Source organism: Brucella sp. MAB-22 (assembly GCF_025908475.1).
Lineage (GTDB): Bacteria > Pseudomonadota > Alphaproteobacteria > Rhizobiales > Rhizobiaceae > Brucella > Brucella anthropi.
Window position 1 is genome coordinate 1760475 of the sequence record NZ_CP109781.1, and the last position, 14786, is coordinate 1775260.

The window sequence follows — 14786 nt, forward strand, 5'->3', positions numbered from 1 at the left end:
CAAAAAATAAAAAACTCATATATGGAATGCGGTCGATAAAGGCCGATGTTGCCGTCTTGTCTTTCACTAGAGCGATGTTGCCGCGGCAGCTGCACGACCGGCCGTTCGTCCGGAAAAGATGCAGCCGCCGAGGAATGTGCCTTCAAGTGCATTGTACCCATGATAACCGCCACCGCCGAAGCCTGCAGCTTCGCCTGCAGCGTATAGACCGGGCACCTTTTCTCCTGCCGCATTGAGAACTTGGGCGTCCATATCGGTATGTAAACCGCCAAGTGTCTTGCGTGTCAGAATATGAAGTTTGACGGCAATAAGCGGACCGTTGGAGGGTTCCAGCAGAGAATGCAGCGGCACGGCGCGCGTGAGACGGTCACCGATATAGGCTCGGGCATTATGGACCGCCATCACCTGAGCATCCTTGGAGTAGCGGTTGACGATCTCGCGATCTCGCGCTTCGATTTGATCACGGATGTGGTCAGGCTTCAGAAGCTTCTCTCCCGTCAAACCGTTCATTTTTGCAATGAGCTCATCCAGTGTTCCAGCTGTGATGAAATCTGCTCCGTTATCGAGAAAGGCTTGGACCGGCGGCGGTGGCGCTTTACCGAGGCGACTTTTAAGCAAAAGCTTCCAGTTTTTGCCCGTGAGGTCCGGATTTTGTTCCGATCCGGACAGAGAGAACTCTTTGCGGATGATTTTTTCGGTCAGGATGAACCACGAATAGTCGTAGCCGGTCGAAAGAATATGTTTGAGCGTGCCAAGAGTGTCGAAGCCAGGAAGATAGGGAGCGGGAAGACGATTGCCCTTAGCGTCGAACCAAATGGAAGAAGGCCCCGGCAGAATGCGAATGCCATGGTTCGGCCAGATCGGGTTCCAGTTTCGCACGCCTTCCGTATAGTGCCACATGCGATCAGCATTGATGACATGGCCGCCCGCAGCCACGGCAATATCTATGCCGCGTCCATCTACATGAGCTGGTACTCCCAATACCATTTCTTTCGGGGGAATGCCGAGCCTGTCGCGCGGCCATGCCCTTCGAACCTTGTCGGGGTCACCGCCTATGCCGCCAGATGTGACGATTACACAGTCAGCAAAATAGGCAAATTCGCCAATGGTGTCTCGTGATGAAGATTGCCCGCGCTCGACAGTCGATGGCACCAGCACCTCTCCATAGACACCACTGACGCGCCCGCCGGTAGTGGCGATGCTATTGACTCTATGACGGCATTTTAGGGTTATGAGCCCTTTGCTGATTGCTGCCCGGAGCGATCGTTCAAATGGTGCTACGACAGCAGGTCCTGTTCCCCAGGTTACATGAAAACGTGGCACTGAGTTGCCGTGACCATCGGCTTTTGCTCCGCCACGCTCCGCCCAGCCAACAACAGGAAACCAGCGCATACCGAGACCATGCAGCCATCGGCGCATTTCTCCTGCAGCAAATTCCAGATAGGATTCGGCCCAGCGTTTCGGCCAACGATCTTCCGCCCGATCAAATTGTGCCGATCCAAACCAGTCCTGCCGCGCGAGGTCGATATTGTCCTTGATGCCAAGGCGACGCTGTTCCGGGCTGTCGACCATAAATAATCCGCCGAGTGACCAGAACGCTTGTCCACCAATGGAATTGTCACCTTCCTGTTCGAGAAGAATGACCTTGCGACCCGCTAGAGCCAACTCATGAGCGGCAACAAGCCCAGCTAATCCGGCACCGATGATGATTGCATCCGCATTCTCCATCCCCGCTTCCTCTCTCCCAAAAGGCGCTCGATGAGCGCATCGTGACTGAAGGGATGACGTGTTGCAAGCGGTCGTCGGGTGTATTCAACCGAAGAAATAAGGCACGATCCAGTCGGCAATCAGCTTGATGGAAAGTCCAAACAAGGTCAGCTGCACGAGCAGGAAAAATGGACCGTCGGGCATGATCCGGGTCAGCTTTGCGCCGACAAAGGTGCCAATAACAGCGGCAGGGACAAGCCAAAGGCCAAGTGATGTATCGAGATTGGAAAACTGCTGCAACTGCCAGTAGGGCACAAGCTTTACGGCGTTGACGATGGCAAAAAGAATAGTCGATGTGCCAGCGAAAACCAGTTTTGGAAGATGCTGTGGCAGCACGTACATCTGGAACGGTGGCGCCCCGGAATGCGAGACGAAACTGGTCAGGCCCGTGAGAACGCCCCAGAAAACGCCGCCTGGAACATCCGCCTTTCGCGCACTTTTGCGGTAAAGTGCCCCGAACCAAGCATTGAAGCAGAAAAGGATGCCGACCAAGCCGACCAGCATTCCGATGAAGGTAGGAGAAAGATGGGCGCTAAACATCCAACCAACGCCAACGCCGAGAATTGCTGCTGGGGTCAGGATTGCAAGATTGCGTGCCGAGAAGTGATGGCGATAAAGATATAGGCCAAACATGTCGCTGATGACATAGATCGGAAGCAAAAGAGCGGCGGCGGTGACCGGCGATATGACCAGCGCCATCAAAGGAACCGCGAGCGTACCGACGGACGGCAAACCACCTTTCGAAAGCCCAACAAGAAATGCCGCAATGACTGCGATTGCGAGAAAAAGAGGCGTGTGTTCGAGCATGTGATAGGGCAGCTTTGCGGTGGGGGAGAAAACATCTCCGGCGTTGGGCCGGAGATGTTGTGATTGGATGTCAGGCGTGGGCCCATTCCCAGTAAAGCGCCCGCGCCCGCTTCGTCAGTGGTCCATATTCAAGTTTGCGATCATCAAAACCGACAATTGGCACAACTTTGCTCATATTGCCTGTCGAGAAGATTTCATCCGCTTCGCGGAAATCTTCGATCTTCAAAGTGGTTTCATGGACGGTGACGCCTGCTGTGCGCAAAAGCCCGATTACGCGCTGGCGAGTAATGCCGTTGAGGAATGTACCATTGGGCGCTGGTGTGAAAACCTCGCCACCACGTACCATGAAGACGTTTGAGGTTGCTGTCTCCGCAACGTTGCCAAGCACGTCGGTCACCAGCGCATTGTGAAAGCCTTTTGCCTTTGCCTCGCGCAGCATGCGCGCGTTGTTCGGATAAAGGCAGGCGGCCTTGGCATTGACCGGCATGACTTCCAGATATGGCCGACGGAACGATGTCGTGGTGACCGTGAAACCCTTCGGCTCGACCATGGGGATCGCTTCAAGGCAGAGTGCAAAATCCGTTGACGATGCGAGCGGAGCGACTGCGCTGGCGTCACCTTCTTCTGCCCAGTACATGGGGCGGATATAAACGTCTGTTCCAGGCGTGAACTTTTTCAGGCCCTCACGCGCAAGCGTCTCGATGTCATTGGCGGAAAGTGTTGGTTCTAATCCCAAAACACGAGCTGAATCATTAGCGCGAGCAGAATGGCGGTCAAGGTCTGGTGTTACGCCTTCAAAGAGGCGTGCGCCATCAAATACCAGCGAACCAAGCCAGGTCGCTTGTGAGGCTGCACCGAGAATGCGAACATCGCCTTCACGCCATTCGCCCTTGTAATAGGTCCACATCGCGCGTTTATCGGTCATTTCCCTAGTCCTTTGACAATATATTTCTCGTGCTTCTGCCCGCGTCAGAGCGCTGTCAAACACAAATCGTTATCGGAAAAATGCTCAAAGCGTCTTGATATGGTTGAATCAGGTTAACGTCCTAAGCACTTCTGTTTGAAGCGTTATTTCATCAACCGTGGACAGGCTGCCTACATCGTAGGAGCAGGCAACGCCTGAGACAAGCGCGAACTTGTCACTGTTCGCTTTCAAGATTGTTCGGCCTTGTCTTCAACAAGCGCGGGAGTTGGTTCCGATGTGACGACAGCCGGAGGCCCCTCAACACCGCGTTGCCTTTCGCGGATAAAGGTGAAGAGACCGGAAATAGTAATGAGAACGATGCCGATCAGCATGGGCATATCTATGTGATCGTGGAAAACAAAATATCCGAAAAGGATCGCCCATATCATCTGGCTATACTGTGGGGACGCAATTGCACTTGCTGGCGCGCGTTGGGCTGCAAGCATCAGCAGGATATTGGCTAGCGCGGCAAGAAGACCGTATCCCGCAAGATAAACCCATTGCTCGGTATTTGGCGCTTCATAGGACGGGGTCATCAAGGCCCCGCAGATGATGATAGGGCCGATTAGTCCGCTTGTATAAAGCGATATGCGCTTTTCATGCTTACCCATAACGCGGAAGATGATGATGCTCATCGCACCGCCCATGCCAGCCGCCAGTGCGCCTAGGTGGCCGATCGAGAGCTCCCTGAACCCGGGGCGGAGCACAATCAGAACGCCGATAAAGCCGATCAGAACCGCTGACCATCGCCGCCAGCCAACCTGTTCCTTCAAGAATACTACTGAAAGTATAGTCACGTAGGCTGGAAGAAGGAAAATGAGCGCGAAGGCTTCCGCCATAGAGAGATGTGTGAATGCCGTAACGCTTCCTATTGTTCCCATAGCCGCCGTTACGGTTCGCAATAGCCACATTTTGATATTGGTGGTGCGAAACATATCGAGCCAGACATCGTCAGCTTTCTTTGTAAATGGAATAGCCAGCAGACCAAGTACAGCGCCGAAGAATGCCACTTCGTAAGGTGACAGCGTGCCATCAAGAAACTTGACGCAGGCGTCGCTTACAGCGAATGCCGCATAGGACGCAAACGCGAGAAAAATACCGTAAAGCATGTCAATGTCCGAAAGAAACGGGGGGAGGAGTTCGTTCCTGCTGCTCCCTTAATCGATTAGAAGCTTATTGGCAAAAGGCTTCTCTGAAAATTCGCATTTAAGACTATAATTGGGCCATTGCTTGGAAAAGAAGTAAATTCGACCTTTTCAAGGTTTTGAGCTCAAGCAAAAACGCATGCCTCATTTGCAATCATATCCGTGGTGGAAATTTGGGCAAACGCCTATTTGATAATCATCCAAACGAGGAGAAAGCAAATGAACATTCGTCAGAAAGTACAGCAGTTCGTGTCCCGCCGCCGCGCTATCCGTGAGCTCGGTGCAATGGACGACCATCTTCTTGCCGATATCGGTGTTTCGCGTTCGCAGATTCACAGCGCCGTTTTCGGTAAGTAATAGCTTATGGCGTTTCTCTCGAAAGATCGCCCCATAAGTGAAAATCGAATAAAGTAACAAAGCGTCGGTCTCCAGTCCCGGCGCTTTTGTTTTATGCGTTGCCCCTTAAATAGTTTCTTGACCTGAAGGTCTGTGGTTCTGACTGCGCGATGCCGCTTTCCCAGTCGTTACAGCTTTAGTTTCTTGCCCGCTCATTATTCAGCTGTTTATCGCTAATGAGACATAATCCGTACCATTTTGGGACAGATCGCTGTTGTCGCCAACGCAATTTTCCGCCAGCTTGTATTTGCGGGGGCAGGCGATGAAGATACGGCGTTTCCGTTTTAAACTGCGGTTTGTTTGCTAAACTTCATCGCCTCATATTTCATAGCAATGTCTATTGCCGGTTGGTGTTGCGTTTATTGTTCTAAATTATTGCCAGTCAGTATTGCGTGGAATGCAGGAGTGCACGCAATCTAGCTCTTGCGCATCGGGCGGTGTCAGGCTTATCTGGCCGCCCGATGACGCAAAGGCAGATACAGCATGGATATTATCTGGCGCGGGATTTTGATTGGAATTGGCGCAACCGTCGTAATGGACTTGTGGGCGCTGATACTGGCCGCAATACCAGGGCAGAGGCGCCCAAATTGGGGGCTGGTCGGTCGCTGGTTCTGGCATCTCCGCCACGGGCAAATTTTCCACGATAATATTTCTGATGCCAAGCCCTATAAGCATGAAGTAGCACTTGGCTGGATTGGGCATTATGCGGTCGGTATTCTTTACGGTGTCATCTTTGCCATTTATGGTGGCGCGGAATGGTTTTCCGACCCGGTCTTTTTGCCGGTTTGGATTTTCGGTATACTGACAGTATCGGCAGGGTGGTTTTTGTTGCAACCCGGTTTGGGAATCGGTTGGGCGGCTTCAAAATTGCCGAATGCGCGTAATGTACGTTTGCTCAATCTTATTGCACATACGTTTTTTGCTCTTGGCATGTATGGCACGGCTTTGCTCTTACAAAGCCCATTTCAATCAGTTAGTTAGAAATAATCGCGCCCCTCTCGCAAATTGTCTTTTTTGAATCTGTTTCAAATATTTCCCGGCAAATGAGTGACTGGCGCGTGATGAAATCTCAGTCCACACTAAATCATGTCAACAAACTGGCATTCACGCGGCAGAACTGTGCTTTTGTCCGTGATGGGTGTATGGGGAACTTGTCCGACTGCAAATCTGCAGCGGCAACTAACATTATGGCAATCGCATAGGTTGCCTCAGCTCGGCTCTTTACGAAACGCAACAGGTTGCGCGTCGTGATTTTACGCGAACTGGGGCGCTAATTGACGGGCGCTTGCCTTGGAGGGACGATGCTCGAAAAGCTGTTCAAATTACAGGAACACGGCACTACGGCGAGAACGGAAATCATTGCCGGCGTGACGACCTTCCTGACGATGTCTTACATCATCTTCGTGAACCCGGACATTCTGTCCACTACGGGTATGGACCGAAACGCTGTTTTCGTTGCCACCTGCCTTGCGGCAGCTCTCGGCTCGATCATCATGGCGCTCGTTGCGAACTGGCCTATCGGCATGGCGCCCGGCATGGGGCTCAATGCCTTCTTCGCCTTCACTGTAGTCGGGGCGATGGGCTTTTCCTGGCAGCAGGCGCTTGGTGCCGTTTTCATTTCCGGCATTATCTTCCTGATCTTGACGGTGACAGGCGTACGCCGCTGGTTGGTCGAAGGCATTCCGCATTCGCTGCGTAGCGCAATTGCTGCGGGTATCGGCATGTTCCTGGCCCTGATCGGCCTCAAAAGCGCTGGTGTGGTTGTTGGCAACCAGGCAACTTTGGTCGGTCTGGGGGATCTGACGAAAGCTGGCCCGCTGCTGGCGATTGCCGGTTTCTTCATCATTGCAGTGTTGGATGCCCTGAAAGTTCGCGGTGCGATCCTCATCGGTATTCTTGTCGTCACCGTCGCATCGATTGCTCTCGGTATCAGCCAGTTCGGCGGCGTTTTCTCGGCTCCTCCGAGCTTGGCGCCAACGTTCCTTCAGCTTGATGTGATGGGCGCTCTGCATACCGGCATTCTGCACGTCATTCTGGTTTTCGTACTGGTTGAAGTTTTTGACGCCACTGGCACGCTGATTGGCGTGGCAAAGCGTGGTGGTCTGATCGAACCGGGTAAACCAAACCGTCTCGGACGCGCCCTTTTTGCTGATAGCACGGCAATCCTTGGTGGCTCGCTTCTCGGTACGTCTTCTACGACAGCTTATGTTGAAAGCGCGTCTGGCGTTCAGGCTGGTGGCCGCACGGGTCTAACGGCTCTGGTTGTTGCACTCCTGTTCCTTGCAGCCTTGTTCATTTCGCCGCTCGCCGGTTCGGTTCCGGCCTATGCTACGGCACCGGCTCTGATTTACGTCGCCTGCTTGATGATGCGTGAACTGACCGAGATCGAATGGCACGATGTAACGGAAGCTGCACCTGCTGCGCTGACGGCTTTGGCTATCCCGTTCACCTATTCGATCGCAAACGGTCTCGCCTTCGGTTTTATCAGCTACGTCGTGCTCAAGGCCTTCACCGGCAAGGCACGTGATGTGCATCTTGCGACCTGGCTGGTTGCTGCACTCTTCGTCATCCGCTTCGCTTTCTTTGCGGAGTAACAATAGATGCGTCGGGCCGAAACGGTCCGGCGCTTTTCTGCAACATCGGGAGGAATAGAACTGTGCAAACAGATGAACTGAAACTGCTTGAAAAACTGATCGACGTTATTGAGCAGGATGTCATTCCGTTGACCGAACGAGGTGTTGCGGAAGGCAACAAGGTTTTCGGCGCAGCTTTGTTGAGCAAATCAGATCTATCCCTTGTTCTTGCGGAAACCAACAACGAGACTGAAAACCCGCTCTGGCACGGTGAAGTGCACACTTTGAAGCGTTTCTACGAAATGCCGGAGAATGGACGTCCGGATACGAAAGACATGGTCTTTCTTTCCACTCATGAACCTTGCTCCATGTGCCTTTCGGCCATTACCTGGAGCGGTTTCGACAATTTTTACTACCTGTTCAGCCATGAAGATTCACGAGATGCTTTCTCTATCCCTCACGATTTGAAGATCCTCAAGGAAGTCTTCACGCTGGAGCCGGGTGGGTATAACCGCGATAATGCCTTCTGGCGCAGTCATTCGATTCCGAAGATGGTTGCATCGCTACCAGACGCTGACCGCCAGCGTCTCGGCAAAAGGCTCGACGCTATTTTCGCCAAATATGACGAATTGTCCGGCACCTATCAGGCGAGCAAAGATGGAAACGCTATTCCTCTCAATTGAGGAGAAATAGTTTCATGTGGTCATATGCCTGAAATAGGCACATGCCAGAGGGGATGCGCGATGTCGGATATTCGGCTCGCGCATTTTTCATGTCTGACAGGACGAGCATCATGACCTCTGACCATACAATATCAGCGATTGGCTTCTGCACCCCTACGGGTGACGGTAACTTCAGCACGCTTGAGGGCGCAATCCGCAATATCGTCGAACTCGGTTCGGAAGCTGTCGAACTGTCGCTATATGGCGAGGAAATAATCTCAGGCGGTCGTCTCATTCCGCATCGCGTGGATCGTCTCATCGATATCACCAGACAGTTCGACATGCGCTACAGCGTTCACGGACAGATTGTTTCCAACTTCATGGATCGAGAGCATCTGGATTATCAAAAGGCGGTTGTTCGGGCGATGCTGGAACTCTGTGACCATGTCGGAGCGGAAGTTCTGGTTCATCACTCCGGCCATGCTCCGATGCCTGCACTTTCTCGTATTCCCGACCTCGACAAGATGGAACGGGACGCGCTCGCCGAAATGGCGGAGCTTGCGAAAACTTATGGCGTCCGGATCGCGCTGGAGAATATTTTCGCGATGAGCGATGCTGAATATCGCCAGACACCGGCTCAGGTTGCCGAAACAGTAGTTGCGCTCAATCATTCTTCCGTTTGCGGTCTGATCGATTTCAGCCATGCCTATATTGAATGCACGCGTTTAGGGATTGACTGGCGTCCGCAAATTCGCGCCATGGCTCCGGTGACGGGACATCTGCACGTTCACGACAGTTTTGGCCGTCCTTATACGATGACCAAGTTTTATCATCCTGCCGAGGCAACAGCACTCGGTATCGGCGATCTGCACCTGCCGATCGGCTGGGGTGATATTCCGTGGGAAGAAATTTTCGACGAACTGACTTTTTTGCCCGATACATTCCTGATCATGGAAATCGGAGAAGATCGTTTCAGTACCGAACAAGCCGACAGTCTTGCACGTGCTCGCAAGTTGGCTGAACGCGTCAACAACCGCCTGAAAGCAGCCTTAATGAAATGAAACAGGCCGCGCAAAGAGCGCGGCCTGTTCTTTTGGTTCAGGCTTTCACTATTTGCGGATTTCACCAAGCTGCTTTTGCACTGCGTCGATAATGTCATCGCCGATCTGGGACTTATATTTGGCATAGATCGGCTGGGACTTCTCAAGCATGCGAGCATGCTCTTCCGGTGACAGTGTGTTTACTTCTAGGCCCGCTTCCTTGATCTTCTCGAGCGACTTCTGGTTCAGTTCGCGAATGACTTTGCGTTCAACGTCGCGACCGACTACGGCACACTCACGCAAGGCGGCCTGTTCTTCCGGTGAGTACGTGTCGAAGATCGGCTTGGAGTAAAGGAACAGAAACGGTGTATAGGCATGTTTCGTTTCCGTTACGTATTTCTGCACTTCATAGAACTTGGACGTATCGATTGTGACGTAAGGGTTTTCCTGTGCGTCGATAGCCTTTGTTTCCAGCGCCGAGAAAATTTCACCGAAAGCCATCGGAGTAGCGTTGGCACCAAAGTTCTGGAATGTGTCGAGGAAGATGTTGTTCTGCATCACGCGGACTTTCATGCCGCTGAAATCTTCCCACTTGTTGACCGGATGTTTTGAGTTTGAAAGATTTCGGAAGCCATTTTCCCAATAGGCCAGATTGACGAGGCCGACGGCAGCAAGCTTTTCGTCCATCATCTTGCCGAAGGGTCCATCGACGACGGCGTCTGCTTCTTTATCATTTGCGAAGAGAAATGGCAGATCGAAGACACCAAGTGCAGGAACGATGCCAACGAGCGGCGATGACGACGTGACGACGCCTTCCTGCACACCGGAACGCAGTGCCTGTGTGGCCTGCAAATCACCTCCGAGTGCACCGCCCCAGAACGCGGTTATCTTCATCTTGCCGCCGGACTTTTCAGCAAGACATTCATTCATTGCCTTGATGCCATTGCCGACAGGGTGATCCTCGTTAATACCGTTCGAAACGCGGATATTGCGATCCTGAAACTCTGCAAATGCAGGAACGGTTAGCGCTCCCGCCATAAGGGCGGTCGTTGCCAGCATAATCAGTTTTCTCATTGAACTCTCCTCCCAGAGTTGATGTTAAACCTAATGAAGCCAGTTCATGGGTACCAATACGAGGCTTGGAAACAGAACCAGCAGCAACAATACGATCACCTGCGAAATCAGGAACGGATTTACGCCTGCGACCACTTTTCCTAGCGGAACCTTTGAGACGCCGCTCACGACATTCAGCACGACGCCCACTGGGGGCGTGATAAGTCCGATACTATTGTTCATGATGAACAGGACACCGAAATAAGCCGGATCAATACCTGCTTGTTTGACAATCGGCATCAGGACGGGTGTCAGGATGAGAATTGTCGGCGTGAGATCCAATGCCGTTCCAACAATCAGCACCAGGATCATGATCGCAAACATCAACAGTTTTGGGCTGTCGATTAACGGTGCAATATAACCGCTGATTTCTGCCGGAATGTTTGCGGCCGTTATCAGCCATGACGAAACCAGCGCCGAAGCGACGAGAAACATGATGATGGATGTTGTCTTGGCTGCTCGCAGGAAGACGCCGTAAAGATCGACAAATCTCAGCTCGCGGTAGACGAACATACCGACAAAGAGGGCATAGGCTGCGGCTACCACGGCTGCTTCAGTCGGTGTCATGACGCCCATACGTATGCCACCTAGGATGATGATTGGCATGCCCAGCGCCCACAGTGCGCGTCCGGTTGCTTGCAGCCGATCTTTGCCGGATTGCTTGGGAAGCACTTTGAGATTGTCTTTTCTGACGACGATCTGCCACGTGAAGAGCAGGGCGATACCCATCATCAGACCCGGCACAATGCCAGCCATGAAAAGCTGCGTTATGGATACATTGGCGGCAACGCCGAATACGATCATAGCCATAGATGGCGGGATAACAGGTGCAATAATGCCACCGGCAGCCATCAGTCCGGCAGAGCGCGGGATATTATAACCCGCTTACGCCATCATGGGGACGAGGATCGTTGCAAGCGCTGCAGTATCTGCAGCAGCTGAACCCGATACGCTGGCCATGATGATGGCCGCAAGAATGGCAACGACACCGAGACCGCCTCGAATATGGCCAACGCAAGCTATGGCGAAATCAATGATGCGACGGGACAAGCCGCCCGAATTCATTAGTTCCCCAGCCAGAATGAAAAAAGGGATTGCCAGAAGGGTGAAGGAGTCAACACCAGCAATCATATTCTGTGCAATGATTTGTGTGTTGAACATCCCCATGTACAACATGAGAATGACACCGCAGAACATAAGCGAGAAGGCGATCGGAACACCAATGGCCATAGCGCTGAGGAGTGAGCCGACAAATACTACAAGCGTCATGTCGTTTACTCCATCAGATGATCGAGCGAATGTTCGCCCGCAAAGGTGGCAATTTCCTCATCGGTCAGACGACCGGTGACAGCGCGCAGGAAACGCTCGGCCGCGATGATGAACATTGCGCCGCCGGTGAATAGTCCGACGCCGTAAACCCAGATCATCGAGAGCCCGGTGACGGGTGCAACCATGCTGGCGTTGATGTCGAATTGTTTCCATGTGCCCCAGAAGAAAATTCCCGAACACAGTGCGACGATCAGATAGCTGATCGCCATGCAGGTAATGCGACCCTGCCGCCCGAAACGGGCAACGAGCGTCTCGATGCCCAAATGGCTGTTCTCGCGAAAAGTAAGAACGGCTCCGAGAAACGATACCCAGACGAAGAAATAACGCGCAAGTTCTTCCGATACGGTCAGTCCGGAATTTGCGGCGTAGCGCAAAATCACGTTGACGAAGACCATAATGGCCATGCCGGCGAGGAGGAAGACGAGAATTGCGCCAAGCATCTTGTAGAAGAAGTCTATGGCTTTCGTCATATATCCGTCCTCAAATTTTATCGAGCAGATTGCGCGCTTGCAGGTTTCGGATCAGCGCCCTTATGCCGAATGTCCATTCGGGACATTTGTCGGTTCGGTCGACCCAGTTGACGAGGCGCCCGAGCTTGGGAGTTGATATCTCCACACGGTCACCGACTTCATGTGTGAAACCTTGTCCGGCACCGCGACGGTCCTTGACAGGTGCGAACATCGTGCCGAGGAACAACACGGCGCCGTCTGGGTATTGATGATTGCGGTTCATCATCTGCGATGCAAGATTTTCAGGATCGCGACTAATCGCTTCCATCGGGCTTTCGCCGGTCATCTCGAAACCGTCAGCTCCGTGAACAGTCAGCGACAGCTTGAGCTTGCGCAACACATCCATGGTGAATTCGCCATCGAACAGGCGAATAAAGGGACCGATAGCACAGGAAGCATTGTTATCCTTGGCTTTGCCGAGCAGGAGAGCCGAACGCCCTTCGACGTCCCTGAGATTGACGTCGTTGCCCAGAGTTGCTCCAACAATGCGTCCATCAGAAGCGACGACCAGAACCACTTCCGGTTCAGGATTGTTCCATTGTGAAATCGGTAGAATACCGACAGTTGCGCCGCATCCAACGGCGGACATCGGCTGGGACTTGGTGAAAATCTCTGCATCAGGGCCAATACCCACTTCCAGATATTGTGACCAGAGCCCCATTTCTTGAAGGAGCGCTTTAACCTCCGCCGCCTTTTCGGAACCAGCAGCGACGCCTCTCAAATTGTCGCCAATGACAGGGGCCAGACGTTCGCGAATTTCACGGGCGCGGGAGGGATCGCCTTTTGCCTGTTCTTCGATCACGCGTTCAAGCATGCTGTCAGCAAAGGTGACACCGGCTGCTTTAATCGATTGCAGATCGATGGGAGCAAGCAGCTCTCCACAATCACCGGAAAGAAAATCGTCCAGAGAGCCAAGATTGGTGAAGTTTTCTGTGCCAACTAACTCGAGTAACAGTGAGTTGTGCTCCAGAAGACCCGAAACTGTAGCGGACAAGCTGGATATATCGTGCACATGACCGTCTTTCACCAGTACTGGACAAGGGCCGTTTTCGGCCTTCGACCATACGCGACCGATCAAGATCGCAGAATGGCTGTCCTCGGGCAAAATCGCCGTTGCTTTCACTTCACGCTTGTCTTGCACAGATATCCTCCCATTTCATGACCTTTCCCATAGGTCATATGTTGTCAGGATGTCTGACAACAAGAGCGTTATTGTTATTAGCAGTCTGGGGCTGTGTCCAGACTTTAGGCCGAGCTAACATCAAAAATTAGATCGATCTGTTTTTCTTCGGCTGACGGTATAGGCCTTGTCCATTTCTGGATGAAGTTCCATGCCAAGTCCTGCGCCGGGTGGAACCGTGATCATCCCGTTCTTCACTTCGGGCAGGGCCGTGACCAGATCGCGATACCAGGTCTTGTAGAATGCGCGGACGCTTTCCTGAATGAGGGCATTCGGTGCATTCAGTGACAGGTGCGTTGAGGCACACAGGACGACTGGTCCGGTACAATCATGAGGGGCGACCGGCAGATGCCAGGCCTCCGCCATGGCGGCAATTTTGCGGGCTTCCGAGAGACCACCACACCAGCTCAAATCGAGCATGACGACGCCAGCTACACCCGTTTCGAGAAGATCACGGAACGCCCAACGACTCCCCAGTGTTTCAGAGGCACAGATCGGCGCTATGCTTGCTTCCGCATAGCGCTTGAGACTGCCAAGACTATCCATCTTGATCGGGTCTTCGTGCCAGAAGGTCTTGAAAGGCGCGAGTTCATGGGCGATCTGCATGGCGGGTAAGAGCTGCCACATTGAATGAAATTCAACCATGATATCCATGCGGTCACCGACGGCTGCACGGATTTTCTCGAAAGGCTGTAATGCCGCCTTTAGATCAGGCTGAGAGATATACTGCCCGCGTGTCTTTTCTGCCGCCATGTCGAATGGCCAGATTTTCATCGCCGTTATGCCCTCGTCCAGCAACGAGAGCGCAAGCTCGTCTGCGCGGTGCAGGAAGCCATTAAGATCGTCATAATTAGCGCCAGCACCCGCCAGACCATAATTGGCGGATTGCTGGCCGGTAGCCTTCTTGATGTATTCAGTTCCGGCGCAGGTATTATAGGTTCGGATGGACTGACGGCTGAAGCCGCCGAGAAGTTGAGCAATCGGGAGGTTGGTAGCTTTGCCGTATAGATCCCACAGGGCAATATCGAAAGCGGAGTTGCCGCGCACTTCCGCGCCGGTTGAACGGAAACCGAGATAGCCCACAAGGTCAGATGCCAGCAGATCGATCTGCAAAGGATCGCGACCGACAACGCGCGGCGCAACATATTCGTGGAGATAGGCCTCGACCGTCTCGGACATGAAAAAGGTCTCACCGAGTCCGGTAATTCCTTCGTCCGTATGAACTTCCACCCACAACAGGTTTGGCCGTTCGGCTATACGGATGGTTTCGATTGCGGTGATCTTCATTGCACCTCCCAATG

General features: G+C 52.9%; 13 protein-coding genes and 1 pseudogene. 5 read left to right on the plus strand and 9 right to left on the minus strand.

Annotated features, from left to right (window positions below; genetic code table 11):
• Window positions 1-66: 66 nt before the first annotated feature.
• From OHI65_RS08085 to OHI65_RS08100, 4 genes are all read right to left on the minus strand, one after another.
• A complete protein-coding gene (locus OHI65_RS08085) occupies window positions 67-1728 on the minus strand; it encodes an FAD-binding dehydrogenase (protein ID WP_012093143.1) in 1662 nt (553 codons plus the stop codon).
• A gap of 84 nt (window positions 1729-1812) precedes the next feature.
• Window positions 1813-2574, minus strand: coding sequence for a sulfite exporter TauE/SafE family protein (locus OHI65_RS08090; RefSeq protein ID WP_040128285.1), 762 nt, complete (start codon window positions 2572-2574; stop codon window positions 1813-1815).
• A 70-nt stretch (window positions 2575-2644) separates the two neighbouring features.
• Window positions 2645-3499 carry a branched-chain amino acid aminotransferase gene (locus OHI65_RS08095; protein ID WP_029375981.1) on the minus strand — a complete coding sequence of 285 codons (855 nt, stop codon included), beginning with the start codon at window positions 3497-3499 and terminating at the stop codon, window positions 2645-2647.
• A gap of 227 nt (window positions 3500-3726) precedes the next feature.
• Window positions 3727-4647 (minus strand): DMT family transporter, encoded by a 921-nt coding sequence (locus OHI65_RS08100; protein WP_125301131.1) that lies wholly within the window; start codon window positions 4645-4647, stop codon window positions 3727-3729.
• A gap of 255 nt (window positions 4648-4902) precedes the next feature.
• Here OHI65_RS08100 and OHI65_RS08105 point away from each other — a divergent pair, with 255 nt between their 5' ends.
• The 5 genes from OHI65_RS08105 to OHI65_RS08125 all read left to right on the plus strand — a co-directional run bounded on the left by OHI65_RS08105 (window position 4903) and on the right by OHI65_RS08125 (window position 9375).
• Window positions 4903-5040: a DUF1127 domain-containing protein gene (locus OHI65_RS08105; protein WP_010658957.1), complete on the plus strand. Its 138-nt coding sequence runs from the start codon at window positions 4903-4905 to the stop codon at window positions 5038-5040.
• Window positions 5041-5562: 522 nt separating this feature from the next.
• Window positions 5563-6060, plus strand: coding sequence for a DUF2938 domain-containing protein (locus OHI65_RS08110; protein WP_012093138.1), 498 nt, complete (start codon window positions 5563-5565; stop codon window positions 6058-6060).
• A gap of 320 nt (window positions 6061-6380) precedes the next feature.
• Window positions 6381-7673: an NCS2 family permease gene (locus OHI65_RS08115; protein ID WP_010658955.1), complete on the plus strand. Its 1293-nt coding sequence runs from the start codon at window positions 6381-6383 to the stop codon at window positions 7671-7673.
• A gap of 62 nt (window positions 7674-7735) precedes the next feature.
• Window positions 7736-8335, plus strand: coding sequence for a deaminase (locus tag OHI65_RS08120; protein WP_125302810.1), 600 nt, complete (start codon window positions 7736-7738; stop codon window positions 8333-8335).
• Between the two features lie 110 nt (window positions 8336-8445).
• On the plus strand, window positions 8446-9375 hold the full coding sequence (locus tag OHI65_RS08125; RefSeq protein ID WP_125302812.1) for a sugar phosphate isomerase/epimerase family protein: 930 nt from the start codon (window positions 8446-8448) through the stop codon (window positions 9373-9375).
• 48 nt (window positions 9376-9423) lie between these two features.
• Here the strand turns inward: OHI65_RS08125 and OHI65_RS08130 are convergent, their stop codons facing one another.
• From OHI65_RS08130 to OHI65_RS08150, 5 genes and pseudogenes are all read right to left on the minus strand, one after another.
• Entirely contained in the window at window positions 9424-10428 is a 1005-nt protein-coding gene (locus tag OHI65_RS08130; protein ID WP_012093135.1) for a TRAP transporter substrate-binding protein, read from the minus strand.
• A gap of 30 nt (window positions 10429-10458) precedes the next feature.
• A pseudogene (locus OHI65_RS08135) lies at window positions 10459-11736 on the minus strand (TRAP transporter large permease subunit).
• Between the two features lie 5 nt (window positions 11737-11741).
• A complete protein-coding gene (locus OHI65_RS08140) occupies window positions 11742-12266 on the minus strand; it encodes a TRAP transporter small permease (RefSeq protein ID WP_010658950.1) in 525 nt (174 codons plus the stop codon).
• A 10-nt stretch (window positions 12267-12276) separates the two neighbouring features.
• Window positions 12277-13446 carry a fumarylacetoacetate hydrolase family protein gene (locus OHI65_RS08145; protein WP_125302815.1) on the minus strand — a complete coding sequence of 390 codons (1170 nt, stop codon included), beginning with the start codon at window positions 13444-13446 and terminating at the stop codon, window positions 12277-12279.
• Window positions 13447-13566: 120 nt separating this feature from the next.
• Window positions 13567-14772 (minus strand): mandelate racemase/muconate lactonizing enzyme family protein, encoded by a 1206-nt coding sequence (locus tag OHI65_RS08150; RefSeq protein ID WP_012093132.1) that lies wholly within the window; start codon window positions 14770-14772, stop codon window positions 13567-13569.
• Window positions 14773-14786: the final 14 nt, after the last annotated feature.